The organism is Microlunatus sp. GCM10028923, from assembly GCF_042666975.1.
Taxonomy (GTDB): domain Bacteria; phylum Actinomycetota; class Actinomycetes; order Propionibacteriales; family Propionibacteriaceae; genus Microlunatus.
Map to the genome: position 1 here is coordinate 30,274 of NZ_JBHTFF010000015.1, position 26,870 is coordinate 57,143.

26 protein-coding genes are annotated in these 26,870 nt (G+C 70.2%); 16 read left to right on the forward strand and 10 right to left on the reverse strand.

The window, feature by feature from the left end; all coding sequences use genetic code 11:
- Positions 1-10: 10 nt before the first annotated feature.
- Genes ACFQU4_RS29330 through ACFQU4_RS29340 form a run of 3 tightly spaced genes read left to right on the forward strand, consistent with a single transcriptional unit; the run spans position 11 to position 2,883 of the window.
- Entirely contained in the window at positions 11-961 is a 951-nt protein-coding gene (locus ACFQU4_RS29330) for a dihydrodipicolinate synthase family protein (RefSeq protein WP_377498950.1), read from the forward strand.
- A complete protein-coding gene (locus tag ACFQU4_RS29335) occupies positions 954-1,883 on the forward strand; it encodes a dihydrodipicolinate synthase family protein (protein WP_377498952.1) in 930 nt (309 codons plus the stop codon). Before ACFQU4_RS29330 ends, ACFQU4_RS29335 begins: the two co-directional genes overlap by 8 nt.
- Positions 1,876-2,883, forward strand: coding sequence for an aldo/keto reductase (locus ACFQU4_RS29340; protein ID WP_377498954.1), 1,008 nt, complete (start codon positions 1,876-1,878; stop codon positions 2,881-2,883). Before ACFQU4_RS29335 ends, ACFQU4_RS29340 begins: the two co-directional genes overlap by 8 nt.
- On the opposite strand, the gene ACFQU4_RS29345 is transcribed toward ACFQU4_RS29340, so the two are convergent.
- Positions 2,880-3,482: a TetR/AcrR family transcriptional regulator gene (locus ACFQU4_RS29345; RefSeq protein ID WP_377498956.1), complete on the reverse strand. Its 603-nt coding sequence runs from the start codon at positions 3,480-3,482 to the stop codon at positions 2,880-2,882. The two genes, ACFQU4_RS29340 and ACFQU4_RS29345, sit on opposite strands and share 4 nt — an antisense overlap.
- A gap of 87 nt (positions 3,483-3,569) precedes the next feature.
- Here ACFQU4_RS29345 and ACFQU4_RS29350 point away from each other — a divergent pair, with 87 nt between their 5' ends.
- Positions 3,570-4,793: an FAD-dependent oxidoreductase gene (locus ACFQU4_RS29350; protein ID WP_377498958.1), complete on the forward strand. Its 1,224-nt coding sequence runs from the start codon at positions 3,570-3,572 to the stop codon at positions 4,791-4,793.
- A gap of 29 nt (positions 4,794-4,822) precedes the next feature.
- Here the strand turns inward: ACFQU4_RS29350 and ACFQU4_RS29355 are convergent, their stop codons facing one another.
- On the reverse strand, positions 4,823-6,541 hold the full coding sequence (locus ACFQU4_RS29355; protein ID WP_377498960.1) for a DUF2207 domain-containing protein: 1,719 nt from the start codon (positions 6,539-6,541) through the stop codon (positions 4,823-4,825).
- Between the two features lie 124 nt (positions 6,542-6,665).
- On the opposite strand from ACFQU4_RS29355, the gene ACFQU4_RS29360 reads away from it, so the two are divergent.
- The 3 genes from ACFQU4_RS29360 (at position 6,666) to ACFQU4_RS29370 (ending at position 11,183) form a co-directional block, all read left to right on the forward strand.
- Positions 6,666-7,724: a neutral zinc metallopeptidase gene (locus tag ACFQU4_RS29360; protein WP_377498962.1), complete on the forward strand. Its 1,059-nt coding sequence runs from the start codon at positions 6,666-6,668 to the stop codon at positions 7,722-7,724.
- A gap of 109 nt (positions 7,725-7,833) precedes the next feature.
- Complete coding sequence (locus ACFQU4_RS29365) at positions 7,834-8,847, forward strand: patatin-like phospholipase family protein (RefSeq protein ID WP_377498964.1); 1,014 nt, start codon at positions 7,834-7,836, stop codon at positions 8,845-8,847.
- Entirely contained in the window at positions 8,844-11,183 is a 2,340-nt protein-coding gene (locus ACFQU4_RS29370; protein WP_377498966.1) for a hypothetical protein, read from the forward strand. The genes ACFQU4_RS29365 and ACFQU4_RS29370 overlap by 4 nt, the downstream gene beginning before the upstream one ends.
- 15 nt (positions 11,184-11,198) lie before the next feature.
- Here ACFQU4_RS29370 and ispF read toward each other — a convergent pair whose 3' ends face one another.
- Together ispF and ACFQU4_RS29380 are read right to left on the reverse strand one after the other, a co-directional pair.
- Positions 11,199-11,672, reverse strand: a complete 474-nt coding sequence (gene ispF, locus ACFQU4_RS29375) for a 2-C-methyl-D-erythritol 2,4-cyclodiphosphate synthase (protein WP_377498968.1) — start codon at positions 11,670-11,672, stop codon at positions 11,199-11,201.
- Between the two features lie 45 nt (positions 11,673-11,717).
- Positions 11,718-12,203 (reverse strand): CarD family transcriptional regulator, encoded by a 486-nt coding sequence (locus ACFQU4_RS29380; RefSeq protein WP_179754700.1) that lies wholly within the window; start codon positions 12,201-12,203, stop codon positions 11,718-11,720.
- 289 nt (positions 12,204-12,492) lie between these two features.
- On the opposite strand from ACFQU4_RS29380, the gene ACFQU4_RS29385 reads away from it, so the two are divergent.
- Positions 12,493-13,071: a hypothetical protein gene (locus tag ACFQU4_RS29385; protein ID WP_377498971.1), complete on the forward strand. Its 579-nt coding sequence runs from the start codon at positions 12,493-12,495 to the stop codon at positions 13,069-13,071.
- 7 nt (positions 13,072-13,078) lie between these two features.
- Here the strand turns inward: ACFQU4_RS29385 and ACFQU4_RS29390 are convergent, their stop codons facing one another.
- Entirely contained in the window at positions 13,079-13,714 is a 636-nt protein-coding gene (locus ACFQU4_RS29390) for a TetR/AcrR family transcriptional regulator (protein ID WP_377498973.1), read from the reverse strand.
- A gap of 175 nt (positions 13,715-13,889) precedes the next feature.
- Here ACFQU4_RS29390 and ACFQU4_RS29395 point away from each other — a divergent pair, with 175 nt between their 5' ends.
- The 3 genes from ACFQU4_RS29395 to ACFQU4_RS29405 all read left to right on the forward strand — a co-directional run bounded on the left by ACFQU4_RS29395 (position 13,890) and on the right by ACFQU4_RS29405 (position 17,646).
- Entirely contained in the window at positions 13,890-14,699 is an 810-nt protein-coding gene (locus tag ACFQU4_RS29395; protein WP_377498975.1) for an SDR family NAD(P)-dependent oxidoreductase, read from the forward strand.
- 7 nt (positions 14,700-14,706) lie between these two features.
- Complete coding sequence (locus tag ACFQU4_RS29400; protein ID WP_377498977.1) at positions 14,707-15,831, forward strand: DUF5938 domain-containing protein; 1,125 nt, start codon at positions 14,707-14,709, stop codon at positions 15,829-15,831.
- A 186-nt stretch (positions 15,832-16,017) separates the two neighbouring features.
- A complete protein-coding gene (locus ACFQU4_RS29405; protein ID WP_377498979.1) occupies positions 16,018-17,646 on the forward strand; it encodes a long-chain fatty acid--CoA ligase in 1,629 nt (542 codons plus the stop codon).
- Between the two features lie 4 nt (positions 17,647-17,650).
- Here the strand turns inward: ACFQU4_RS29405 and ACFQU4_RS29410 are convergent, their stop codons facing one another.
- Positions 17,651-18,616: a ribose-phosphate diphosphokinase gene (locus tag ACFQU4_RS29410; RefSeq protein ID WP_377498981.1), complete on the reverse strand. Its 966-nt coding sequence runs from the start codon at positions 18,614-18,616 to the stop codon at positions 17,651-17,653.
- A 92-nt stretch (positions 18,617-18,708) separates the two neighbouring features.
- Here ACFQU4_RS29410 and ACFQU4_RS29415 point away from each other — a divergent pair, with 92 nt between their 5' ends.
- The 4 genes from ACFQU4_RS29415 to ACFQU4_RS29430 are packed head-to-tail and all read left to right on the forward strand — an operon-like array spanning position 18,709 to position 22,794.
- Positions 18,709-20,271 (forward strand): circularly permuted type 2 ATP-grasp protein, encoded by a 1,563-nt coding sequence (locus ACFQU4_RS29415; protein ID WP_377498983.1) that lies wholly within the window; start codon positions 18,709-18,711, stop codon positions 20,269-20,271.
- A gap of 29 nt (positions 20,272-20,300) precedes the next feature.
- Positions 20,301-21,266, forward strand: coding sequence for an alpha-E domain-containing protein (locus tag ACFQU4_RS29420; RefSeq protein ID WP_377498985.1), 966 nt, complete (start codon positions 20,301-20,303; stop codon positions 21,264-21,266).
- On the forward strand, positions 21,263-22,132 hold the full coding sequence (locus ACFQU4_RS29425) for a transglutaminase domain-containing protein (RefSeq protein ID WP_377498987.1): 870 nt from the start codon (positions 21,263-21,265) through the stop codon (positions 22,130-22,132). Before ACFQU4_RS29420 ends, ACFQU4_RS29425 begins: the two co-directional genes overlap by 4 nt.
- An 8-nt stretch (positions 22,133-22,140) precedes the next feature.
- Positions 22,141-22,794: a hypothetical protein gene (locus ACFQU4_RS29430; protein ID WP_377498990.1), complete on the forward strand. Its 654-nt coding sequence runs from the start codon at positions 22,141-22,143 to the stop codon at positions 22,792-22,794.
- Positions 22,795-22,806: 12 nt separating this feature from the next.
- On the opposite strand, the gene ACFQU4_RS29435 is transcribed toward ACFQU4_RS29430, so the two are convergent.
- The 3 genes from ACFQU4_RS29435 to ACFQU4_RS29445 are packed head-to-tail and all read right to left on the reverse strand — an operon-like array spanning position 22,807 to position 24,565.
- Complete coding sequence (locus tag ACFQU4_RS29435) at positions 22,807-23,223, reverse strand: hypothetical protein (protein ID WP_377498992.1); 417 nt, start codon at positions 23,221-23,223, stop codon at positions 22,807-22,809.
- Positions 23,207-23,620, reverse strand: a complete 414-nt coding sequence (locus ACFQU4_RS29440) for a hypothetical protein (RefSeq protein ID WP_377498994.1) — start codon at positions 23,618-23,620, stop codon at positions 23,207-23,209. Before ACFQU4_RS29440 ends, ACFQU4_RS29435 begins: the two co-directional genes overlap by 17 nt.
- A 60-nt stretch (positions 23,621-23,680) precedes the next feature.
- On the reverse strand, positions 23,681-24,565 hold the full coding sequence (locus ACFQU4_RS29445; protein ID WP_377498996.1) for an SMP-30/gluconolactonase/LRE family protein: 885 nt from the start codon (positions 24,563-24,565) through the stop codon (positions 23,681-23,683).
- Positions 24,566-24,666: 101 nt separating this feature from the next.
- On the opposite strand from ACFQU4_RS29445, the gene ACFQU4_RS29450 reads away from it, so the two are divergent.
- On the forward strand, positions 24,667-25,503 hold the full coding sequence (locus ACFQU4_RS29450; protein WP_377498998.1) for a fumarylacetoacetate hydrolase family protein: 837 nt from the start codon (positions 24,667-24,669) through the stop codon (positions 25,501-25,503).
- A gap of 12 nt (positions 25,504-25,515) precedes the next feature.
- On the opposite strand, the gene ACFQU4_RS29455 is transcribed toward ACFQU4_RS29450, so the two are convergent.
- Complete coding sequence (locus ACFQU4_RS29455; RefSeq protein WP_377499000.1) at positions 25,516-26,868, reverse strand: threonine/serine exporter ThrE family protein; 1,353 nt, start codon at positions 26,866-26,868, stop codon at positions 25,516-25,518.
- Positions 26,869-26,870 lie beyond the last annotated feature (2 nt).

Sequence of the window (26,870 nt, forward strand, 5' to 3'; positions counted from 1 at the left end):
AGGAACTCTGATGTCCTCATTCGGGCTGCCGTCCGGCGCCTGGCCGGTCCTGCCGACCGCCTTCCACCACGACCTCACGCTCGACCTGTCCGCCATGGACGCCGTGGTCGACTTCTATCTGGAGCAGCGGGTGGCCGGCATCTTCACCTGCTCGATGTCCAGCGAGGTGTTCCAGCTGCTGCCCGAGGAACGACGCAAGCTGACCGAACGGGTGGTCGCCCGGGTGGATGGCCGGGTCCCGGTGATCGCCGCCGCGATCGGTTCCGGCGACGTGGCGTCCTGGCGGAACGCCGTGACGGAGTGCCTCGGGCTGGGCGTCGACGCGGCGGTGTTGATCACGTCCCTGCTGGCCGATCCGGACGACTCCGACTGGGTGTTGCAGTCCCGGCTGGAGGCGATCCTCGAGGCGGCACCGGAGGGTGATCTCGGCCTGTACGAGTGCCCGGTGCCGTACAAGCGACTGCTCTCCCTTGATCAACTTCGCTGGGCGGCCGGCACCGGACGGTTCGTCTACTTCAAGGACACCTCGCACGCGGTGCCGACGATGACGGAGCGGATCCAGGCCCTGGCCGGCAGCCGGATCTCCTTCTACAACGCGGAGATCCAATCCCTGGTGACGACCCAGCGGGCCGGCGGGCAGGGCTTCTCCGGGCTGGCCGCCAACATCTATCCGGGACTGGTCGGCTGGCTCTGCGAGCAGTGGGACTCCGGCGATCCGCGGGTGGCCACCGTGCAGCGGCTGCTCAGCGTCGCCGAGCACGGGCTGGGCTTCAACTACCCGACCTCGGCGAAGTTCCTGATCGCCGAACGGTTCGGCGTGCCGATCCGGCCGCTGAGCCGGATGGGACACAAGGCGTTCACGCCGCACCAGACCGATCCGCTGCTCGACCTCGCCGATCAGCTGGCCGCCGACGGGCTGATCGAGCTCCGGCCGACGACTGCCGGGAGCGTCCATGTCTGAGCTGCTGCCGACGGGTTCGTACCCGGTGATGCTGACCGCCTTCGACGCCGACCGCCGGCTGGACCCGGCCGCATTGGAGTCGCTCGTCGACTGGTACGTCGACGCCGGGTCGGCGGGACTGTTCACCAACTCGAGGTCGAGCGAGTTCGAATATCTGGAGCCGGCCGAACGGCTGGAGCTGTCCCGGACCGTGGTGCGGCTGAGCCGCGGCCGGGTGCCCGTCGTCGCGACCGGCAGCCTCGGCCGCTCCGCCGAGGAGGACGCCGACTTCATCCTCGCCATGGCCGAGACCGGAGTCGACGCGGTGGTGATCATCACCAGCCATCTGGGCCCGCGGGAGGCGTCCGAGTCGGAGTTGATCACCCGGCTCGAGGTCGTGCTCGACCGCACCGGCGAGGTCGATCTCGGCTTCTACGAGTGCCCGACGCCCTGGAAGCGGCTGTTGTCGGACCGGTTGTACGGCTTCGCCGCGCAGTCGCAGCGGTTCACCTTCGTCAAGGACACCAGCCATGATCAGTCGATCATGGCGCGCCGGGTCGAACTCGCGGCCGGCAGCCGGCTCCGGCTCTTCAACGCGCAGACCTCCTCGATCATCGAGGGCATCGCGCTCGGGACGGCCGGGCACTCCGGCATCTCGGCGAACCTGCATCCCGAACTCGTCGCCTGGCTCTGTGATCCGGCCAACGCCGACCGGCCGGAACGGCAACAGGTGCAGGACATCGTGACCATGGCCGAAGCCATGATCGGGACCGGCTATCCGACCTCGGCCAAGCAGTACGTCGCGATGGCGCGTGGGCTCCGCCTCGGCACGACCAGCCGGATGGCGCCCGACGGCGAGCGCGATGATCATGGCCTGCGGCCGTTGCAGAGTCTGGCCAGGTCCGTACAGTTGATCAAGGAAAGGATGGGCTTCAATGACTGACGGCCATGCCGCCGCCGACGATCGTTACGCGTCGATGACGTACCGCCGCGTCGGTCGCAGCGGACTACGGCTGCCGGCGATCTCGCTCGGGCTGTGGCACAACTTCGGCGACGACCGCTCGTTCGGCACCCAGCGCGCCATCCTGCGCCGGGCGTTCGACCTGGGGATCACCCACTTCGATCTGGCCAACAACTACGGCCCGCCGCCCGGCGCCGCCGAGCGCAACTTCGGCCGGCACCTGGCGGACGGCCTGCGGGCGTACCGGGACGAGTTGATCATCTCCACCAAGGCGGGCTATCAGATGTGGCCCGGCCCGTACGGCGAGTGGGGCTCCCGCAAGCACCTGCTGGCCTCCCTTGATCAAAGTCTCGGCCGGCTCGGCCTGGACTACGTCGACATCTTCTATGTGCACCGGCCGGACCCGGACACTCCGCTGGAGGAGACCCTGGGCGCGCTGCACACGGCGGTCCAGCAGGGCAAGGCGCTCTACGTCGGAGTCTCCAACTTCCCGCCCGCGGAGACCCGGCAGGCCAAGGAGATCCTGGATCGGCTCGGAACGCCGCTGCTGATCCACCAGCCCGCCTATTCGCTCTATCAGCGCCGGCCGGAGGAGGGACTGCTGGACACCCTGGCCGAGCTCGGCCTGGGGTCGATTGCGTTCTCGCCACTGGCCCAGGGCCTGCTCACCGACCGCTATCTGCGCGGGGTGCCGGAGGACTCCCGCGCCGCGACCAGCGTCTTCCTGCCGGGCGAGGCGATCACGCCCGAGCTGCTCGCCAGAACCCAAGCCCTGAACGAACTCGCCGGCCGTCGCGGACAGACCCTGGCCCAACTCGCGATCGCCTGGGTGCTGCGGCACGGCAAGATCACGTCGGCCCTGATCGGTGCCAGCAGCGTGGCTCAGCTGGAGGCCAACCTCGGGTCGCTCGACCGGCTCGACTTCGCGGCCGAGGAACTCGTCGAGATCGACCGCATCGTGGCCCCGGCCGCCAACCGCTAGCCCGCACCGAGCAGCGGCAGCAGGATCTCGTCGACGATCCGGCGCAACTCGGCATCGGGCGGCGGCGTGCCGGTCATCAGCAGGCCCTGCAGGATCAGGGCCGGACCGGTCCGGACCACCAGCGGCGTGATCTTGTCGGCCCGCAGCTCGCCCCGCTCGACCGCCCGTTCCAGCACCGAGCGCAGGATCGCCATCCGGGCGGTGATCAACTTCTCCCGGTACGCCTGCGCCACGCCGGGTTCGCGCATCAGCTCGACCAGGACCGTCACGTCCGGGAAGCCGGTCCGGCCGGCGAGCACGTCGCGCATCCCGCGCAGGCAGGTCAGCAGGGAGTCGCGGAGCGTTCCGGCGGTCTCGATCGGCCGGGTCAGGTCGGGCAGCGTGGCGTTCAGGGCGTCGATCACCAGGTCCTGCTTGGTCGGCCAGCGCCGGTAGAGCGCCGCCTTGCCCGTCCCGGCCCGCGCGGCGACCGCCTCCATCGACAGCCGGGCGTATCCGGTGCCGGAGAGTTCGGCCAGCGTCGCGTCGTGGATCGCCTGGACCAGCGCGGCGCCGCGACGGCGGGTTCCGGACCGGTCCGCGGCCGCCTCGTTCACCATGGACCGATAGTAGACGCTTGCGTTCCTTGAGGTCCGGATCTACGCTGGCGGAATAAGGAACGCATCCGTCTACTAGTGAGGATCGCCATGGACAGCACGATGCTCCGGACCACCGTCTGCATCGCCGGTGGCGGACCGGCCGGGCTGATGCTCGGCCTGCTGCTGGCCCGGCGGGGCGTCGAGGTGGTCGTCCTGGAGAAGCACGCCGATTTCCTGCGCGACTTCCGCGGCGACACGGTCCATCCCTCCACCCAGCAGGTGCTCGACGAGCTCGGCCTGGCCGATAGGTTCGCCGAGTTGCCGTACCAGCGGGTGGACCGGGCCGAGACCATGATCGACGGCCGGCCGCTGACGCTGGCCGACTTCGGCGCGCTGCGCACCCCGTACCCCTACATCGCGATGGTGCCGCAGTGGGATCTGCTGAATCTGCTGGCCGAGGAGGCCGCGCGCTACCCAGGCTTCCGGCTGCTGCACCGGGCCGAGGCGACCGGCCTGATCACGTCCGGCGGCCGGGTCACCGGCGTCACCGTACGGCGACCGGACCAGGACCAGCCGCTCGAGGTGCACGCGGCCCTGACCGTCGCGGCCGACGGCCGGCACTCGACCCTGCGCCGTGCCGCGGAGCTGCCGTCCCGCGAGTTCGGGGCTGCGTTCGATGTGCTGTGGTTCCGGGTCTCCCGGACCGAGGTGGACCAGCTGTCCGCGCTCGGGCTCCGGGTCGCGAAGGGTACGGCCTACGTCGTGGTCCCGCGGAACACGTACTGGCAGGTCGCCCGGATCATCGACAAGGGCACCGCGGCCGATCTGCTCGGCGGCGATATCGCGGCGCTGCACCAGGACTTCCGGACCGCGGTCCCGGAACTCGCCGACCGGATCGGCGAGGTCACCGGCTGGGACCGGACCAGCGTGCTCGAGGTCCGGATCGACCGGCTCCGGCGCTGGCACCGGCCGGGCCTGCTCTGCCTCGGCGACGCCGCCCACGCGATGTCGCCGGTCGGCGGAGTCGGAATCAACCTGGCCGTCCAGGACGCGGTCGCGGCGGCCAACCTGCTCACGCCGGCGCTGCTGGATCACCAGCGCACCGGGTCACCGGTCGATGATCACGTCCTGGCCGCGGTCCAGCGCCGGCGCGGCTGGCCGACCAAGATCACCCAGCTCCTGCAGCGCGCGGTCCAACGGTTCGGCGTCGAACGCGCGCTGCGCGGCGGACTGAGCAGCAGTCCGGTCCCCGGCCTGCTGATGCCGCCGATCCGCCGGCTGCTCAGCCGGGTGATCGGCCTCGGCGTCCGACCGGAGCACGTCCGTCACTGATCATGATCATGAATTGTTCATGATCAAGATCAGCGGGCGAACAGGTTCCCCGCGACGGTGCCGATGAAGTTGCGCAGCGAGTCGGGCAGGTCGCGCAGGTGCCAGTTGTCCGGGCCGTGGTACCAGGACAGGTCGGTGGAGTCGGGATCCTCGTCGGCGTCGGTCGCGACGATCGCGTCCAGCCACCGTTCGGCGCCACCCAGCACGACCGCGTACGGAAGCACCTCGGACAGCTCGCGCAGCTCCTGGCCCGGCGGCATCTGGTCGGTCGGCTGGCTGAGCAGGTCCGACCGCAGCGCCATCAGGCCGGCCTGCACGGCCGCACCCTTACCGGTCCGGGCCGGCATCTCCTGGGCCACGAAGACCAGGCCGAGCCCGAGGATCACCAGCGCCAGCCCGACCAGGCCGAAGGTCGTGAACGCGGCCAGCAGGCCGGTCGCCACGACGGCGACGATCAGGCCGGCCAGAGCCAGCTGGGTCCACCGGTTCCGGGTGGAGTCCGGCCGCCGCTCGTACCAGCCGTTGCTGACCACCTGGTCGTACAGCTTGTCCTGGACCTTGTCGATCGAGGCGCGGACCTTGTCGCCCAGTTCGGACACCTTCACCTGACCACCGGACGCGGCCAGGCCGTCCAGCAGCTCCACCTCGAACGGGTGCAGGGTCGCGGCGTCGGCGTTCGCGGGCCGGGTCAGCACCCAGTCGGTACGGGCGAACTCGGACTCCCGCGGCAGCTCGGTGATCAGCAGGTGACCCCGTACCGCGAGGTCGAGCAGGCTCGCCGTCACGTCGATCGGGTCGACGCGCTCGTCGACGACCGTGCCGACCTGGCCGGGCCGGATGTCGCCGACGATGCGGAACTCGGACTCACCCTCGCCGACCGGCGCGAACTCGCCGACCTTGGCGACCTGGCCACCGGGCCGCGCGTCGGCGCCGGCCATCCGGTGCAGTGCGAACAGGGCGATGCCGCCGAGCACCAGCAACGCCAGCGCGATGCCGAGCTGCAGCGGGCCGGCCGTGAACGCCCGGCCGAGGGTCCACCGGGTCTCGATCTGCTCGTTCGGCGCGATCGCGCCCGGCCCGAAGTCGACCCGGATCGCGACCTCTTCGTTCTCGCCGCGCGGCCCGTCCTGGAAGGTCGGGTTCGGGTTGTCGTGGGTGCCGCCGGCGGCGAAGTCACAGCTGACCTCGGACCCGGGCGGACCGGCGGTGCAGTCGATGTTGGCCAGCTGCGCCGGGACCGCCACGGTCGCCGTGAACTCGGAGACCTGGAGGCTCAGTCCCTGCAGCAGCCGTACGTCGAGCGCGCTGGTGCCGTAGTCGGCCGCGATGACCGCACCGGTGACCTGGTAGCTCAGCTCGAGCTCGGTCGCCCCGTTGGTCGGCAGCGTGACCGTGACCGCCTTGCTGTCCCGGTCCTCGGCGACCGCGACGTCGGCCCCGCCGGCCTTCGCGGTGAACTCGCCGATCTGCAGCACCCGCTCGCGGTCGCTGTCCTGCTTCAGCAGCTGCCGCAGCGCGAACCGCTGGGTGACCTGGGCCGGCACCGAGCCGCTGAAGACGATCTTCTGCTGCACCTTCAGGACGCCGTCGAGACCGAGCTGGGCCTGGACGTCCATCGATGACGCGGTGCCTTCGGCGTGGGCCGGCCGGACCATCGGGCCGGCGAGCAGCGCCACGGCCAGGGCCGCCAGCAGCAGCGGAAACACGGTCAGCCGAACCAGGCGCACGGAGCGCGGTGATCTCAACACGCCGTACAGCCTCCCATCAAACGAGGTTCCTGGCGACGTGGACCCGGCGGCGCGCCCCGTTTTCCGGCCCCGGCCAGGCGGAGGGTCGTCGCGCCCGACGCTCGCGCCGACTATCGTGGCCGCCGTGACGCAACCGCAGTGGGGTGCCCCGTCGCCCGGTCAACGTCCGCTCGGACAGCAGTCCTGGCCCGGCCCGCAGCCCTCGGCGCGGCCCGCGTTCGGCGCACCGAGCGGGTTCACGCAGCCCGGGCAGCCGCCGCAGGCCCCCACCCAGCGCCGCAAGGGCAGCCCGGTGGCCAAGCTGCTCGGAGCGATGATCGTGCTCGCGGTGATCGCGTCGATCGGGCTGGTCGTGACCTTGATCGCGAACCCGGCCCAGGCCGCGTACCAGAATGAGGGCTACCGCGTTCCCGACCCGGACCTCAACCCGCCGGACCTGCCCCAGCCGCAGACGGTCGAGCAGGCCAAGGACGCGATCGAGAACAACCCGTACTACGACCAGGACGTGCCGATCCCGGTCCGCTGCGACGAGGGGCCGATCGACGTCACCACCGCCGACGACGCCGAGCTCGAAGAGCACCTGAACAACCTGATGGAATGCCTGACCCGGGTCTGGGAACCGCCGGTCACCGCGGCCGGCTGGGAGATCGTCCGCCCGTCCGTCACCGTGTACGGCGAGAAGATCAAGACCAAGTGCGGCGAGATCCCGGTCAACGCGGCCTATTGCGGCGCCGACCAGCAGGTCTACTTCTCCAACCAGCTGGTCCGGGCCCTGCCCGCGGTCAAGGAGAACGAGTGGGTCGCGTACATCATCATCGCGCACGAGTTCGGTCACGCCCTGCAGGCCCGGACCAACATCCTGATCTCCGCCAAGGCGCTGGTCCAGGACGAGCCGGAGCAGGAGCAATTACTGCAGAGCCGGCGGATCGAGGTCCAGGCCGACTGCCTGTCGTCCATGTTCCTGCGCTCCGTGTCCCGCTCGCTCGACATCCAGCAGTCCGATCTCGAGGGGATCGAGGACACCTACAAGGCGATCGGTGACGACACCCTGACCGGGAAGAAGAACGTCGTCGGCAACCACGGCCTGGCCCAGTCCCGCCTCTACTGGGCGAACCAGGGCCTCGGCAGCAGCCACGTCGGGACCTGCAACACGTACACGGCGGACGAGAAGCTCGTCCGCTGAGCCCCACCGAGCATGAACAACCCTGCTCGTCCGCAGCAGGGTGGTCGCTGCCTCCGATAATCTGGGTTGTCTAGAGGCACAACACGCGACGACCCTGTGGGGGACGTAGATGGCCGCCGGATACTGGTCTCCACAACATCCCGTGTTGGAAGTCCTGCGAGCTCGGCGTCGGCGTGGCGATCTGGAGGCCGAGCGCGGCGATCCCTTTCGCGTCGGCCTGGCGATCCAAGGCGGCGGTATGCGCGGTGTGATCACCGGTGCGATGCTCGCCGCACTGGAGGATCTCGGTCTGCACCACGCGTTCGACGCGATCTACGGCACGTCTTCCGGGGCGATGAACGGCGCCGGCTTCATCGGTGGCGGGATCTGGCGCCCGCTGCAGATCTACTGGAACCACTTGCGCACGCGGCGGTTCGTTGACGCGCGGCGGTTCTTCACCGGCGACGTGCTCGACCTCGATTACGCGTTCGACACCGTGCTCAGCGAGCTCGAGCCGCTCGACTACGACAGTGTCCTCGATTCGAAGGTGCCGTTGCACGTCGCGCTGACGCTGGTCGACGAGTTGCGCACGGACGTCGTCTCGGCGTACGAGTCGAAGCAGGACCTGGTCGATGCGCTGCGGGCGACCACCTGGCTGCCGGTCGCCGTCCGCGGAACGGCTACCTTCCGCGGCAAGCGGGCGATCGACGGGTCGGTCCTCACCGTGCACCCGTACCGAATGGCCCTCGCCGACGGATGCACCCATGTCCTGTCGCTCAGTTCCCGCCCGCTGGACGCGAGCACCTTCGAACTCCCCCTGACTCGGTCCTTCTGGCGGTGGCGGCTGGACCAGCTCGAGCCGGGGCTGGCCGAGGCCAACGCCCGCGCCAAGCGCGACTACCGCCAGGACCGGCCGGCGTTGGTGAATTGGAGTCGGTCGCCGGACGAGCCGCCGTACGTGATCGACATCGCGCTGCTGCCGGGCATGCCGAGCGTCACTCCGTACGAGCTGCGCACGGAGCGGTTGATCACCGCCGCTCGCTGGGCCCACAACGTGCTGACGGCTGCGATCGAGGACGAGGACCCCGAGGTCCTTCGCACCGCCGTCCGGTTCACTCGATCCAAGGGGGATAGCCGGCTTTGATCTACGACACCAGAACGCTCTTCCAGGCCATTCACCGGGTCCACCGTGATGCGCCCGACCTCGCCCTCGACGATGTGGTGATGCGGTGGTCGGCGTACGACTGGCGAGACGTCCTGCTCGACCTCCCGATCGATAGCAGCACGTTCGCCTCCCAGCTGGAGATCTCCTGGGACGTCGCGATCACGACGCTGGACGGCTGGTGCCGGCGGTTCGGCGACCGCCACCCGGAACACGTCCACGGCTATGTCGGTGTCCTGCTGATCACCCTGCTCGCCCTACGCCATTCCGAACTCCGCCGTGCTCCCTGGGGCAACCGCGACGGCGGGATGCCGCGAAAGGTGGAGCACGCCGACTGCTCGGAGACCTGCCATCGGCTGGTCAGGACGCCCGCCGTCCAAGCGGCCCTGCGCGAGTTGTACGCGCCCCAGATGACCGAGTCCGTCGACCCGGCCGTGCTGCGTGAATGGGACGGCTTCGATTTCGACACTCTGCGGTTCCACCGGCACGGCACGACCTCGATCATCCTGTCGGGCCGACTCCGGGACCCCACCCACGGCCGGCTGCCGTCGTTCGCGCTGAAGCTGATCATCTATCCGTTCCTGCGGATTCCGACGATCGCTCGGGCCACCCGGGACTACGCCAACGAGTTCAACCCGCCGGCCGGAGATCTCGAACACCTGGTAAGTGTCTGGGCCAGCTCCGGCAGCTGGATCCTGATGGACTTCGTCCCCGGCCAGACGCTCGCCGAACGCCTCGAACTGGAGTTCCCGCCGCAGCGCCCGAACGAGCTGACCGCCACGGCCGAGATCAGGCTCGACCTGATCGAGAAGTTCGGCAGCGAGTTGTTCCGAGCGCTCGGCGACCTGAAACGGCTCGGCAAGCACCACGGCGATCTCACGGCGTCGAACATCATGGTCGAGCAACGGGACGGCCTGGAGAAGCTGCGGCTGGTCGACCTCGGCGTCAACTATCTCTACCTCCGCAAGATGCCGGGTCACGGCGGCGTCGATGCGGAGTACGTCGCGCCCGAGATCCGCGACCGGGAAGACCAGCCCTCGGACGAGGAGGAGTCCGACGACGGATTCGGCCTGAGCGACCTGTACTCACTCGGCCAGTTGATCATCCTGCTGGGCTGCGGCTCGCCTGCGACCGGCGGGCACGTGCCGGAGCCGTTCTACGCGCAGACTCCGCTGATCGCTCGGTTCGTCGAAGACCTGATCGACGCGAAGCCGGAGCAGCGGCTGCTGCTGTTCCGCGCCCGACAGGGATCGGACGGCCTGCCGTACGAGCAACTGTGGACCGACCTGACCAACGAGCTCGCGGCCGCCCGCACCGGTGTGTCGGGACGGCGGTGGTGGTCGGATTTCGCGGCGCTGGCCGACCCGTTCTTCGGTACGGTCTCGCGGCTCGGCCGACTGTGGCTCGAGCGCCGCCGGCAGAACGCAGGCCGTGCGACCGAGGCCTGGCAGGGCTGGCTGTTCCTGTGTTCGGTGGTAGCGGCGGTCTTGGCGACCCTGACCATGGTGCTGATCAGCATCTGGATCCGGCGCGCTGTCGGGTGGGACTGGGACAACGACATCATCGTCGCCTTGCAGCGGCTGTTCGGCGCCGGGCCGGACGAGTTCCCGATCATCGACCAGCTGAAGGTTCCCGGCTACGGATTCCCGGCCGATACGCCTCCGGTGACCTTCGGCGTGCTGGCGATCACCTTCACGCTGATCGGCGTGAAGTACTACCAAAGCCTGTTCGCCAGCGCCTCGCCGCTCGCGCTCGGCCGTGGCGCCGGCAGGCTCGGCGTCCGCGCCGTCGCTGCGGAGATCGCCATGCGGATCACGATGTTCGCGTGCCTGATCCTGGTGCTGCCGATCCTGCTCATCCAGCCACTGTGGTGGGCCTGGTTCGCGGCAGCCGGCATGACGCTGGTGACGATCTGCAACTGGCTGGCCGCGTCGTTCGGACAAGCGGTGGTCCGCAAGGCCGGCGACCTGAAGCTGTCGACGGTCCCCAGCCGGATCAGTGGGATCAGCACGTTCCGCGCCTGGATTCCTGGCAACGTGCTCTACGCCGTGATGCTCTGGACAATTGCGGTCCTGCTGCAGATCGGACTCGCCCACGACACGCCTGTCTACGTCGCGCTCATCGCTCTCGTCAACGTCGTCCAGCTTTACGTCATCAAGTGCAGCATCCAGGGACCTGGTATCCGGGCCGGCCTGGGCCGCGCGTGCATCGCCGCCGAGCGGATCCACCATCTACGACTGGCCGAGCCGTCCGACGATGTGGTTGTTCCGCGCCGAGATGCGGGCGAGACGCTTCCCTCCGGCCTCAAGATCTCGTGATCTTGAGGCGGGTCGTCAGGGTCGGTAGATCAAGGCGGTGGCGACGGCGGCGATGCCCTCGCCGCGGCCGGTGAGGCCCAGGCCGTCGGCCGTCGTACCGGAGACGGAGACGGGCGCGCCGACGGCGGCCCCGAGCACCTGTTCCGCCTCGGCCCGGCGGGGGCCGAGCTTGGGCCGGTTGCCGATCACCTGGATCGCGACGTTGCCGATCTCGTAGCCGGCGGCGCGGACCAGGCGGGCGGTCTCGGTCAGGAAGGCGACACCGTTGACGCCGCTCCACTCGGGGCGGTCGGTGCCGAAGTTGGAGCCCAGGTCGCCCAGGCCGGCGGCGCCGAGCAGCGCGTCGCAGGCGGCATGGGCGGCGACGTCGCCGTCGGAGTGACCGTGCAGGCCAGCGGGCTCATCGGGGAAGATGAGCCCGGCAAGCGCCATCGCCCGCCCCCGCTCGAGACGGTGGACGTCGACACCAATACCGGTGCGTACGTTCATCTCGGGTGGAGACGGGCGATGGATTTGTCGATGACTACGGCTAGATCAGGACGCGAGGACCTCGTCCAGGAGGATTTCCGCCTTGTCCTCCTCGACCCGCTCGGCCAGAGCGAGCTCGGAGACCAGGATCTGCCGGGCCTTGGCGAGCATCCGCTTCTCGCCTGCGGAGAGGCCGCGCTCACGCTCGCGACGCCAGAGATCACGAACGACCTCGGCGACCTTCATGACGTTGCCGGAGTGCAGCTTCTCGAGGTTGGCCTTGTAGCGCCGGGACCAGTTGGTCGGCTCCTCGGTGTGTGGGGCCCGCAGGACGTTGAACACCCGTTCGAGTCCGTCGGCATCGACGACGTCACGCACGCCGACGAGGTCGAGGTTGCAGGCGGGAACCCGGACAACCAGATCATTTTGACCGACGATGCGCAGAACCAGATACAGCTTGTCTTCGCCCTTGATTTGGCGGGTTTCGATGTCCTCGATGACAGCGGCCCCATGATTGGGGTAAACCACCGTTTCGCCGACTGTAAAGGTCATGTTGTTTTGTACCCCTTTCGCAGGCTCAAGTTTACCACGGAGACGGGGCCTCCCCGGGAGATGTTTTCGCTAGCCAGAGGCCAATAACGAGCGCTGTCCACAGCTTGACAAAGGACTTCAACTGTGCGTCCTGTCACCGCTTGTCGACACCTCCAGGCCGGTTCTGCAATGCGGCCCCGCCGACCGCGGATGAGGATCGTACCGCCGAAGAAGCACGCCCGTCGAGACCTCCGCGTGATGGACCGCTAGGCTAAGCCGACCGTTCCGTTGACTTGCTCAGGAGTGAATCGTGCCCTCGTCGGTGCCCTTCGCGTCGCTGTCCTCCGCGACCCGTCCCCGCCGTCTCGCCCGGGCCGGAGCAGTGGTGATCCTTACGGCGACACTGAGCCTGGCCGCCGGCTGTGGATTCAACGTCCAGACCAACCAGCCGTACACGCCGGGCGAGGGGATCAACGCCAACGTCGGCAGCCGCAGCGAGCCGGTGTCCGTGCGCAACCTGCTGATCGTCAGCAAGCAGCCGGGCCAGGGCTTCGTCTCGGCGAGCCTCACCGCGACCAAGAACGACGTCCTGCAGCGGATCACCGGGCGGGCCTACCTGTCCGACGGATCCGCCGGCACCCCGCTCACCGCGGCACTGCCCGCCCCGGTCAGCGTCAACGCGGGCGTGCTGACCCAGCTGACCAGCACCCAGTTGATCGAGGTCACCGGCAACGACCTGAAGGCCGGCCTGGAGGCCGAGTTGACGCTCACCTTCGCGACCGCCGGCGAGGTGACCGTACGGGTGCCGGTGGTGAGCGCCGACGATCCGCAGTTCGCGACCATCTCGCCGTCGCCGTCGCCGTCCGCCTCGCCGTCGCCCTCCGGCTAGTTCAGCGTCAGGCGCGCGGGACCAGCATCCGCAGCGCGTCGATCGCCGCGTCCCGCAGGGCGCCGGTTGCCGTGGCGTCGCCGGCCAGGTGCCGCAGCAGGGCCTGCTGGAACAGTCCGTCCAATACCGCGTACGCGGCCGCCGGCGGCAGCACCGGATCGGTGCCGGCCAGTTCCCCGTACCTGCTCACGACGCTCCAGATCATCGCCTCCCGGCGCGCGTCGATGTCGATCACGTCGGTCCGGAACGAGTCCTCGAACAGGCTCTGGTTGCGCAGGTCGTACCAGAGCCGGTGCATCGGGGCGTCGCTGCTCAGCGTCGCGACCATGGCCGCCGCGAAGTCGCGTTCCAGGCCGTCGGCGGAGGTCGCGGCGGCCACCAGCTCGTCGTAGCGGGTGACGCAGACCTCCTCGTACTGCCGCACGGCCTGCGTGATCAGGTCGACCTTGTCGCTGAAGTAGTAGTGCAGCACACCGTGCGAGAAGGGCGAGTTCTGCGCGATCTCGCGCAGGCTGGTCCGCGCGTAGCCGAGTTCGGCCAGCGTCTGCAGGGTCGCGGTGGCGAGCTCCGCCCGCCGCTCGGTGAACTTGTCGACCTGGCGGCGTGAGGCTGGGTCGCGATGGCGTTCCGACACCTCAGTCACGGTGGTCTCCCGATCAGCCAGGCTCCCCCGTCCCAGGGGGCTGAACGTGAGTTTAGCGCTGCCCGGGGCCCGGCTCCGAGTTCGTCTTGACAGTTGTCCAGGTTTTCCTTGACAACTGTCAAGGAGCCAATACGCTGAGCGGCACACCATCCGTCATCTCGAGGAGGAGATGTTCATGGGTTCCTACGATCTGACCGGCAGAAAAGCGTTGGTGACGGGCGGGGCCCGTGGCCTCGGCGCCGGAATGGCGCAGGCTCTGCGGGCCGCGGGTGCCGATCTCGTGATCGGCGACATCCAGGAAGACCTCGGCCGGGCCACGGCCGACGAGCTCAACGCGTCGGGCGACGGCGGCAAGGCCGGCTTCGTCCGGCTCGACGTCACCGACGACGCCAGCTGGGAGGAGGCCGTCCGGCAGGCGATCGAACAACTGGGCGGCCTCGACATCGTGATCAACAATGCGGGAGTCGAGGTCACCAGCCTGGTGGTGGACCTGGACGCCGAGAGCGTCCGCAAGATGCTCGACGTGAATCTTCTCGGAACGGCGCTGGGCATCAAGCACGCCTTCCGAGCCATGCGGCCGGGCGGACCGGCCGGCGCCGGGGGCGCGGTGGTCAACATCGCGTCCGTTGCTGCGACCATCGCGTTCCCCGGCATTTCCGTCTACTCGGCCACCAAGTCCGGCGTCGACCGGCTGACCCGGGTGGCCGCGATGGAGTCCGGCAAGCTCGGCTACGGGGTACGGGTGAACTGCGTCTATCCGGGCCTGGTGCCGACCGAGATGGGCAACCAGCTGGCCCAGGACGTGGCCCGGCTGGGGCTCTTCCCGAGCGTCGAGGAGGCCGTCGGCGCGGTCATCGGGCTGACTCCGCAGGGCCGGCTCGGCGACGTGACCGACATGGCGGATGCCGTCGTGTTCCTGGTCTCGGACTCGGCCCGCTTCATCACCGGCGCCGGCCTGCCGGTCGACGGCGGCATGGGGATGTGAGGCACCGATGAGCGCGAAATTCCCCGTCGTCGTGTACGGCGCGTCCGGCTACACCGGCCGGCTGATCTGCGAATACCTCCGCGAGTACGGCGTACCGTTCCTCGCCGCCGGCCGGGACAAGGCCCGGATCCAGGACGCCCTGGACCGGATCCCCGGAATCGACACCGTCGAGCACGAGGTGGTTGAGGTCGCCCACGAGGCAGGGCCGCTGAGCGAGCTCTTCGAGGGCGCCGAGGTGGTCTGCAACACCGTCGGCCCGTTCGCCGGTCTCGGCGGGGTGGTCGTCGAGGCGTGCCTGGCCACCGGCTGCCATTACCTGGACACCACCGGCGAGCAGGACTGGCTGATCACCAGCGAGGCCGAGTACGGGGCGCGGATGGCCGAACGTGGCCTGCTGCTCTCCCCCGGGCTGGCCCAGATGTACACCACCGGCGAGATCGCCGCCCAGCTCTGCCTGGAGCAGCCGGGCCTGGACACGCTCGACATCCTCGTGTTCTGGAAGGGTTTCCCCACGGTCGCCTCGACGCTGACCATCCTGGCCAACGCGGCGCTGGCGAAGGCGTACTACCTGGAGCAGAACGCCTACGTCGAATGGCCGGCCGACGGCGAGCTGCATCAGGTCGCCGTGCCCGGCCACCACGAGGTCGGGCTGGCGCTGCCCTGGGGCGGCACCTCGCACCCGGTCTGGTTCAAGCGCGATCCGCGGGTGGCCAACGTCAAGGTGCTCGGCGGCGTGTTCGACCGGCAACTGATGCAGGCCGTGCCGCAGATCGTCAAGGCCACGCTGGAGCAGACCGCCGGCCTGTCCGCCGACGAGACCCAGCAGGTGCTGAACCAGACCGCCGCGGCGGTCCGCAGCGAGATGCCGCCCCGGGAGAACACCCGGATCAACACCTCGCTCGACTCCGTGCACGCCTCCGGCCCGATGGGCCGGGCGCACTGCGTGATCCACGGGGTCAACAACTACAAACAGACCGGGCTGCTGCAGGCGTACGCCGCGTACGCGCTGCTGCAGGGATCCCCGGGTCGGGTCGGCTTCGCGTCGGGTTGCCAGGCCTTCGGGCACCGGGAACTGCTCGGCGCGCTGCGCACCTTCGGCCTGGTCCAGGATCCAGTCCTGACGACGACGTAGTGCCGTGTCGCCGAGGAAGCGTGACGTTGGCCGGTGTCCAGGTGCGTGCAGCGCAAGGCCGACGAGGAAGGGATACCGGGGTCGTATCACGACTGAGGAGAACGCAGCGATGTGCGTGCCTGGGCGCCGGCAAACGTTGCGATTCCTCGGCGACACGGCACTAGGTCCCAACGGACGGGGACGATCGTGCGACTGACGGACTATCTGGACAAGGGCGCGTCGCTGGGAAGCGACGCGCCCTGCCTGACCCTGGGCGACGCCACGCTCAGTTACGGCGACGTGCAGCGGCTCTCCTGGCGGGTGGCCCGGGCCCTGGACCGGTCCGGCGTCCGGCCGGGCGACAAGGTCGCCGTGCTGTCGGCCAACGACCCGACCTCGTTCGGCTGCGTCTTCGGCATCGCCCGGGCCGGAGCGGTCTGGTGCCCGGTGAACCCGCGCAGCGAGGCCGCCGAGAACCGGGACCTGCTCGACCTCTTCGACTGCACCTGCCTGATCTTCCAGGAGTCGTTCGCACCGCTGGTGGCGGCGATCCTGCCGGACCTGCCTCGCCTGCGTACGGTCGTCTGCCTGGACGGTGAGCCGACCGGGGCGGTCGGGCTGGCCGAGTGGCTGGACGGGCTCGGCGACGAGCCGTACCCGGCCACGCCGGTCGACGACGTCGCCATGCTGGTCGGCACCGGCGGCACCACCGGCCGGCCGAAGGGGGTCCAGCTGACCGGCCGGAACCTGGAGACGATGACGGCGCTGACCTTGATCAGCTACCCGTTCCGGGACCGGCCGCGGTACCTGGCGTTCGCGCCGCTCACCCATGCCGCCGGGGTGCTCTGCTTTCCGATCATGACCCTCGGCGGCGAGATCGTGATCATGCCCCAGCCGGATCTCGGCCGCTTCCTCGCCCTGGTCCAGCGGCACCGGATCACGCACGCCTTCCTGACCCCGACGATCATCTACATGGTGCTTGATCATCCGGACCTGCCGGGCACGGATTTCTCTTCCCTGCAATGCCTCTGGTACGGAGCGGCGCCGATGTCGACCGCCCGGCTGACCGAGGCGATCGACAAGCTCGGGCCGGTGCTCGGCCAGCTGTTCGGCCAGAGCGAGGCACCGATGATGATCTCCACACTGGCGCCGGCCGACCATCTGCACGCGGACGGCAGTCCCGCCGTGGAGCGGTTCTCCAGTGCGGGCCGCCCGACGCCGCTGACCCAGGTCGCGATCATGGACGACGACGGGACGCTGCTGCCGACCGGAGCCCGGGGCGAGATCGTGGTCCGTGGTTCGCTGGTGATGGCCGGCTACTACAAGAACCCGGAGGCGACCGCCGAGGCGAGCCGGTTCGGCTGGCACCACACCGGCGACATCGGCTTTCTGGATGCCGACGGCTACCTGACCATCGTCGACAGGGCCAAGGACATGATCATCACCGGCGGCTTCAACGTCTATTCGGCCGAGGTCGAGCAGGTACTGATGACCCATCCGAGCGTTCGGGACTGCGCGGTCGTCGGGCTGCCGGACGACAAGTGGGGTGAGCGGGTGACCGCCGTACTGCAGCCCCATCCGGGCCGGACGATCGATCCCGAGGCGGCCCGGAGCTACGCCAGGGAACGGCTCGGCGGGGTGAAGACTCCGAAGCAGATCGAGGTGTGGGACGACCTACCGCGGTCGACCCTCGGCAAGGTGCTGAAGAAGGACGTCCGGGACCGGCTGCTCGACGGTCCGCGGCCGGGCCCGGGAGCGGGTGGTTCGGTACCGATGTCGAGCCCGCGGATGGTCCACCGCAAGGCGTTGCGGTTCCACGACGGGCTGGCGCCGTGAGAACTCAGGCGCCGTAGGTGACCTCGTCGCTGAACAGGCTGCTGACCGACTCGCCGCAGTGGATCCGGCGGACCGCCTCGGCGAACAGCGGCGCGACCGACCGGGTCTCCATCTGCGGCAGCCGCTTCTCCACCGGCAGCGGCACGGTGTTGGTGATCAGGATCTCCTCGACGTCGGCCTCGGCCCGCAGCCGGTCGATCGCCGGGCCGGTGAACAGGCCGTGGGTGCAGGCCAGCGAGAACCGCTTGATGCCCTCCGACCGCAGCATCGCCAGCAGTTCCACGATCGAGCCCGCGGTGGCGATCTCGTCGTCCAGCACGATCGCGTGGGTGCGGCCGTGCAGGTCGCCGACGATCCGCTCGATGATCACCTTGTCGTCGGCGATCCGCTTCTTCGAGCCGGCCACCACCTCGAGGCCGAGGATCCGGGCGAAGTCGGTCGCCACCTTGGCGTTGCCGAGGTCCGGCGAGACCACGATCGACTCGCTCAGGTCGCGGCTGGTGAAGTGCTCGGCCAGCTCGGCGGTCGCGCTCAGATGATCAACGGGTACGGAGAAGAAGCCGTGCACCTGCGGCGCGTGCAGCGCCATCGTCAACACCCGGCCGGCGCCGGCGGTGGCCAGCATGTCGGCGACCAGGCGGCCGCCGATCGAGATCCGGGGCGCGTCCTTCTTGTCCGACCGGGCGTAGCTGTAGTGCGGGATGATCGCGGTGATCTGGGCCGCCGACGCACCGCGGGCCGCGTCGAGCATCAGCAGCAGCTCCATCAGGTGCTCCTGCACCGGCTCGACCAGCGGCTGCACCAGGTAGACGTCGCGCTGCCGGCAGTTCGCCCGCAACTGCACCTGCAGACAGTCGTTGCTGAACCGGGTGGTCCGCGACGGGGAGAGTGGGATGCCAAGAATCTGGCACATCTCCTTGGCGAACGAGGGGTGGGCGGAACCGGAGAAGACGGTGATATCGCCAGTCACAAGGTCACCGTATCCGCTGCCCGCGCCCGGCGCGAAACGCCGGTCTGCGGCATCGCAATCCGCGCGTAACGCATCGGGTTTAGAGTCCGGTCATGGCGGACCTCTTCGACGGATACCCGGCGGGGGTGAGTTGGGACGAGGCGTTCAGCGCGTCCGACGAGACCCGGCGCTCGTACGAGCCCGTACTCAATGCCTTGCGGCCGCTCGGCACCGAGGAATTGCGGCCGCGGGTCGACGCGCTGGCCCGGACGTTCATGAAGCAGGGCGTGACGTTCGCCTACGACGGCCAGGAGCGGCCGTTCCCGGTCGACATCGTGCCGCGGGTGCTGGACGCCGCCGAGTGGGACCTGATCGACCGCGGCGTGCAGCAGCGGGTCCGGACCCTGGAGGCCTTCCTGGCCGATGTCTACGGACCCGGCAACGCGATCCGGGACGGCGTGGTGCCGCGCGAGGTGATCGCCACGTCGCGGCACTACCACCGCGAGACGTACGGCATCGAGCCGCCCAACGGGGTCCGGATCCAGGTGTCCGGGATCGACCTGGTCCGCGACGTCGACGGCCGGTTCCGGGTGCTCGAGGACAACGTCCGGGTGCCGTCCGGGGTCAGCTACGTGATCGAGAACCGGCACGCGCTGACCCAGGTGCTGCCGGAGGCGTTCGGCACCTCGCGGGTCCGCCCGGTCGCCGGGTACGCCAACCAGCTGCTGGCCGCCCTGCGCGCCGCGGCGCCGGCCGGCGTGGCCGACCCGACCATCGTCGTCCTCACCCCGGGCGTGCACAACGCCGCCTACTTCGAGCACGCCCTGCTGGCCCGACTGATGGGCGTCGAACTGGTCGAGGGGCGCGACCTGATCTGCGCCGGCAACCGGGTCTTCGTGCCGACCACGTCCGGCGACCGACCGGTACACGTGATCTACCGCCGGATCGACGACGAGTTCATCGACCCGGTGCAGTTCCGGCCGGACTCGATGCTCGGCTGCCCGGGCCTGGTGAACGCCGCCCGGGCCGGTCACGTGGTGATCGCCAACGCGCTCGGCAACGGCGTCGCGGACGACAAGTTGATCTACACCTACGTGCCGGACCTGGTCCGCTACTACCTCGCCGAGGAACCGCTGCTGCCCAACGTGGACACGTACCGGCTGGGCGATCCGGACGTCCTCGACGACGTGCTGGGCCGCCTTGATCAACTCGTACTGAAGCCGGTCGACGGCTCCGGCGGCAAGGGGCTGGTGATCGGGCCGCAGGCCGACGAGCCGACCCTGACCGAGCTGCGGACCAAGATCATCGCCGATCCGCGGGCCTGGATCGCGCAGCCGGTGGTGCCGATGTCGACGGTGCCGACGTTCGTCGACGACGGGTTCCGGCCGCGGCATGTCGATCTTCGCCCGTTCGCGGTGAACGACGGTGACCAGGTCTGGGTGCTGCCGGGCGGGCTGACCCGGGTCGCGCTCGGCGACGGTGCGCTGGTGGTGAACTCCAGCCGGGGCGGCGGTTCCAAGGACACCTGGGTGCTCGCCGCCCGGGATCAGCCGGCCGACTCCGGCGGCCGGGACGTGCCGCTCGCCGTATCGGACGAACCGCCGCCGGCCGAGCCGAGCCGGCCGCAGGATCCCGGCCCGGCCCTGGAGTCCGCCGCCTCCCAACAGCAGCAGTGATCATGACAACGACGACGTTGGGAGCCTCCATGGACCCGAACCGGAGCGGCCTGCTCCGCCGGATCGCGGAGTCGGTCTTCTGGATCGGCCGCAACCTCGAACGAGCCGACGCGACCGCGCGCATCCTCGACGTCCACCTGCAGCTGGTCCTGGAGGACCCGTGGGTCGAGGAGGACACCGCCTGCCGGTCGCTGTTGTCGATCATGGGCATCCGGCCGCCGGACGACGTCGCGGTGAGTACGACGGTGGTGCTGGACCGGCTCGCCTACAGTGCCGAGCCGACCGCCATCCGGGGCTCCCTGATGGCCGCCCGGGAGAACGCCCGCGGCGCCCGGGAGATCCTGTCGTCGGAGTTCTGGTCGGCGCTCAACAGCACCTGGCTCGGGCTGCCGGAGGCGCGCCGGATGGCCGAGCGGCTCGGGCCGCACGTCTACTTCACCTGGATCCGGGAGCAGACGGCGACCCTGGCCGGGGTGGTCGATCTGGCGATCAGCCGGGACACCGCCTGGCGGTTCCTCACCCTCGGCCGCAGCCTCGAGCGGGCCGACATGACGGCCCGGCTGCTGCTCACCCGGGCGGTCCCGGGTGCGCCCGGCCGGGGCCGGCCGTCCTGGTCGGCCCTGCTCCGGTCCTGCGGCGCGTACGAGGCGTTCCTGCGCACCTACCGCGGCGACCTGGACGAGGCGGCTGCGGTCGAGTTCCTGCTGCTGGACCGGTTGTTCCCGCGGTCGGTGTTCTTCGCCCTGTCCGCCGCCGAGGCCTGCCTGAACGAGCTCACCCCGGGCCGGGCCCGGGCCGGCGTTCCTGATCTTGCTCGGCGCCGGCTCGGCCGGGCCCGGACCCAACTGGAGTTCCGCAGCCCGGAGGACCTGCTGGGCGATCTGACCACCGTGCTGATCGATCTCGAGCGGACCTGCTCGGAGGTGAGCGAGGCGGTCAGCCGGACGTTCTTCGAGGCCTCGCACGCGATGGCCTGGGCTCAGGGGGAAGCATGATCAGCCAGACCGAACCGGTGCTCGCCCGGCGGATGAGGATCAGGCACGAAACGATCTTCAGCTACGACGCCGAGGTCTCCGCGTCGTACAACGAGGTGCGGATGACGCCGGTCAGCAATGATCACCAGACCGCGGCCGACAACCGGATCGAGGTGCGGCCGACCTCGGCCTCGTACCGCTATCGGGACTACTGGGGCACCATCGTGCACGCGTTCGACACCAGCGCGCCGCACCGCGAGCTGCGGGTGGTCGCGTCCAGCCTGGTGGACACCCGGTCCGGCACCGACCGCCGGGGCGAGTCGGCCGGCTGGGAGGGCCTCAAGGATCCCAAGATCAGGGACGGGTACGCCGAGTGGCTGATCCAGACCGGCCGGACCGAGCCGGACGCCGAGCTACGCGACCTGGCCGCCGAGGTGGTCCGCGGCACGACGCCGGGCGAGGCGGCCCGGGCGGCCAGTGAGTTCGTCCACGACAAGATCGACTACGTGCCGGGCGTGACCGGCGTGCACTCCCGGATCGGCGACGTCTGGTCCGAACGCAAGGGCGTCTGCCAGGACATCGCGCACCTGACGATCACCCTGCTCCGGCTGGCCGGCATCCCGGCCCGGTACGTCTCCGGCTACCTGCATCCGCGGGCCGATGCCGAGGTCGGCGAGACCGTGACCGGTCAGAGCCACGCCTGGGTGGAGTGGTGGGACGGCGACTGGACCGCCTTCGACCCGACCAACGCGATCCCGGCCGGTGAACGCCACGTGATCGTCGGCCACGGCCGCGAGTACGGCGACGTCACGCCGTTCAAGGGCCTCTACTCCGGCAGCGCCGGCAGCACCCTGGAGGTCAAGGTCCAGATCGCCCGACTCTTCTGAGCACCGCGATGCCGTGGCAGGCCGAGCTGGCCCGTGAGTTGATCATGAGGCTGCCCGCCGGAGCGAAGGGCGCCCCGGCGGGGTCCGCGCTGCGGCCGGAAACGCTGGACGGCTGGAGCGATCTCGATCTCCAGCTTGCGTTGCCGCGATCGGCCCAACCCGTCGATCTTCTGCGTGGGTTGGAGATCTGGGCCTTCACCGAGGAGCTGGCGGCGGACCGGCAGGTGGTCCGGGCGGTGATCATCGACGGCCGCCGGGTCGATTTCGTGATCACCGGCGGCCGACTGTCGCTGCCGGAGCCGGCCGCCGACAACGATGTCCGCGCCCTCGCCGTACAGGCGGCCGGCAAGCTCGGTCGCGGTGATCGCCTGATCGGCCTGCACCTGACGCTCGAGCTGGTCCGGCTCGCGCTGGTCCAGGCCATGCTGCTCCGCGATCGTGATCAAGGAACCACGATCCACCGGTACGGCTCCGAGCGGGATGCCCTGGCCGACGAGGTCGCCGGCCTCGACCTGGCCGACCTCGCGATCACGCCCCGGCCCAACGTCGTCGAGCGCACGGTCGACCTCTACGCCCGCTGGCGGGCTGAACTCGAGCCGGACTACCGGCCGGACTGGTCCGGCCTCCGCGCCGTGATCGACTGCGGCCTGGCCCCCGGCTGACGGATCCGGGCGTCACGGCGACCGGCGGAGCAGCCAGCGGGCCAGCAGCAGGGATCCGCCGCAGCCGGCGGCGACCAGCAGCGGGACCAGCATCACGGTGCGCAGCTGACGCGGCCAGCCCAGGGTGCAGGCGGTGCCGTCCGGGCCGGTGACGATCATGGACCAGGCCGCCTTGGTGACCCGGTCGCCGGCCTTGACGCAGGCGGCGGCGTTCGGGTCCACCCGGAGGGTGCGCCGGTCGGTCATGATCTGGGTCAGGTCGTCGCGGCCGGGCTGGTGCTCCTGCCGGACCCGGATGGTGATCACGGTCTCCGCGTCGATGCCGTACGGAATGATCGTCCGGGACAAGGTGATCATGATCCCGACCGCCCAGAACAGCACCGCGATCATGATCATCGCCAGGACGACCGGCTTACCAGGTCCCGACAAGGCAGGCTCCTCCACCCAGAAAGGCGAGCGCCAGCAGGATCCACACGGCGACGGCCACGGCGCCGTTCACCGGCCAGCTGACGAAGATCAGTCCCGCGGTCACCGCGCCGAGGCTCTGGTTCGAGACGTCGACCAGGTCGAAGCCGCCTTCGACGAAGATCAACGCCTCGCAGCCGGCGCCGATCCCGCAGGACAGTGCCGTCACGGCCAGCGCGGCCCAGGACCGCGGCAGCGCCGGCGGCAGGATCGTCACCAGCGACAGCAGCAGCATGGTGCCGCCGAGCCCGGCCACGTAGTGGGCTGCGAAATCCAGCCGGTCCGAGCCGAGGTGATAACAGAGCACGCCGATCCCGGCGGCCAGCAGGGCCGCCGCGCCCGGCACATTGCCCCGGGCCACCGATCGAATGCGTGCCGATCGCGCCAGGCCGATCGTGTCCTCCCGCAGTTGGGACACGGTCTACCCGGCGAACTCTCGGACGGGTCTGCCCCGGATCCCGGGGCTCGCACCGAACAGCGCTCCGGCCGGTCCCACGTCGTCCTCGGCCAGCCCGTGCCGCGACGTCGTGATGATCAACCGGTCCAGGTCCGGGCCCGCGAAGGTCACCGCCGTCACCTGCCGGGCCGGCACCTCGATCACCGCGTCCAGCCGGCCCTGCGGCGTGTAGCGGCGGACCGCCCAGCCGCCGTACAGGGCCACCCAGACGCCGCCCTCGGCGTCGACGGTCAGCCCGTCCGGGCCGCCCTCGCCGTCGATCTCGACGAACGGCCGGCGGTTCCGCAGCCCGCCCTCGGCGTCCCAGTCGAAGACGTCGATCCGGCCGGTCCGGGTGTCCACGTAGTACGCAAGCGCGTCGTCCGGGCTCCACTCCAGGCCGTTCGAGATCGTCACCTCCGGCACGGCGATCTCGGGCGTCAGGTCCGGCCCGAACCGGTAGAGGTTGCCGCCGCCCTCCCGGCCGTCGTAGGGCATCGAACCCAGATAGAGGTTGCCGGCCGGGTCGCAGCCGCCCTCGTTCATCCGGACCCCCTCGTTCCGGACCCCCTCGCTCCGGACCTCCGTGCCGGCCCACACCTCCGGCAGCGCCCGGACCGGCGCGTCCAGCGCGTCGTCGTCGGCCAGCAGCAGGCCGCGCTCGCCGGCGATCACGTGGCCACCGCCGCGGCGCGGCCGGATCACCGCGGCGACCGTACCGACGTGGTGCCGGGCCGTCCCGCCGTCCGGCCCCAGTTCGAGGATGTCTCCGGCCAGCAGGTCCACCCACCGCGGACCGGCCCAGCGGGACGAGAAGACCGGGCCCTCGCCGTGGTCGACGATCGGATCGGTCAACTGGTCTGCGTGCATGCCCCAACTCTGTCAGTGCTGCCCCGCATCCCGGGACCGGGACCGGCGACGGCGGTGGAGGTGTGACAGGATCGAGATCTCACCGAGCCTGGAGGTTGACCATGATCATCCGGTACGCACTCGACGGCACGATCGCGGTCGGTGTCCGCACCGGCGACACGGTCCGGCGGATCGGAGATGATCTTGCCTCGCTGACCCGGCTGCCACTGGCCGAGTTCCGGGAGGCGGTCGAGCAGCCGGCCGGCCCGGAGGTGCCGCTGGACCGGGTGACGGTGCTGCCGCCGGTCGACGGGCGGACCGAGGTGTGGGCCGCCGGGGTCACGTACAAGATCTCCCAGACGGCCCGGATGGCGGAGAGCGAGACCTCGGCGACCGTCTACGAGCAGGTCTACGACGCGGACCGGCCGGAGATCTTTTTCAAGTCCGTCGCCTGGCGCGTGGTCGGCGACGGCGGCGAGCTGCGGGTCCGGGCCGACTCCGAGATCGACGTCCCGGAACCGGAACTGGCGTTGTTGATCAACAGCGCCGGGGAGATCATCGGCTACGGCGTCTGCAACGACCTCAGCTCCCGTTCGATCGAGGGCGAGAACCCGCTCTATCTTCCGCAGGCCAAGATCTACAACGGATCCTGCGGGCTCGGCCCGGGCGTCACGCCGGTCTGGCAGGTCGACGATCCGTACGCGCTGGAACTGGCGCTGGTGATCACCCGCGGCGGCGAGGAGGTCTGGAGCGGCACTACGAGCACCGCGCAGCTGCACCGCCGGTTCGACGAGCTGGTCGACTGGCTGGGCCGGGAACTCGACTTCCCGGACGGCGCCTGGCTCTCCACCGGGACGTCGCTGGTGCCCGAGCTGCCGTTCACACTGGCCGACGGCGACCGGGTGACGATCACCATCCCGGGCGTCGGCGAGCTGAGCAACCCGATCCGCCGCGGCTGATCGCGGCCGGGGTCAGCGGCGCCGGCGCTGCTGGCGCCGCAGGGTCCGGATCCGCGGCGGCCCGACCAGCCGGGGGCCGGACAGCCGGCGCTCCATCTTGCGGGCCTCCCGGCGGACCGGCTGGGCGATGTACTCGCCGAGGATCACGCCGGAGGCCAGGGCGATCGCGACCGCGCCGGCGGTGACCAGGTCGACCACGCCGCCGGAATCACCGGCGGTGAACAGGGTCAACGCCCGGTAGATCGACAGGCCCGGCAGGAACGGCGTGATCCCGCAGACCACGATCGCCAGCGGCGGGACCCGGACCCGCCCGGAGGCCCCGTACGCGACGACACCGATGCCGACGGCGGCGATGGCGGCCGCCCAGGGCCGGCCCAGCCCGACCGCGATGAGCACCGAGTAGACCACCTCGCCGGCGCCGGCGATCAGCCCGATCGGCAGCAGCGCCCGGAGCGGGGTGTACGCCACGTACGCGAAGGCCATGGCGCAGATCGCCGCACCGCCGAGCACCCACGGCGCCTCGGCCAGCCCCGCCGCCCCCGGGATCAGCGTCAGGTCGACCCCGACCAGCCGGCCCACGGTGATCCCGCCGCTGACGCCGACGATGATCCCGGCGGTCGACAGCATCACCTCGAGCAGCCGCGCGTTGGCAGTGATGTAGAACCCGGTCAGCGCGTCCTGGGCGGCGCCGATCAGCCCCAGCCCGGCCAGCAGCACCGTGATGTTGGCACTGACCACCACGGATGGATTGAGCGGCAGCGGGGTCGCGGCGATGCCGACGGTGAGCAGCGTCGCCAGCAGCCCGCCGGCCATCTGCTGGTAGAACGACGGCAGCCGCGCGATCGTGAGCAGCCGCTGCAGCCGCTCCACGGCGATCGAGGTGACCAGCGCGATCAGCATCACCAGCGGGCCGCCGCCGAGCAGCATGGCGATCCCGAGGGCGAGCATCCCCCAGCCCACGGTGACCGCCCAGCGCGGCCGCTGATGCCCCGAGGAGGTGATCTGGGCCAGTTCGTCGCGCGCCCGGTCCCGGTCGATCCGGTCCAGCAGCAGCGCCTTCACCAGGTGATCCACCCGGGTCAGGTCCTCGTAGTCGACGTCGCGCTGGGCGACGTTGCGCCGGCGGACCAGGGTCGGCTCGTCGGGCGACTCCTGGTGCGCGACCACCAGCGCGGTGAACGTGACGTCGACGTCCGCGCCGGCGAGTCCCTGGTGCCGCAGGATCGAGTCCATCGTCGCGGCGACGTCGGCCGCGCCGGCCCCGTTGGCGAGCAGGGCCTCGCCGACCCGGAGCGCCAGGTCGAGCGCCTTGATCGTCTCCGCGGTACGGTCCTCGTCCGGCTGGTCGGCCCGGGCTGACGACATCG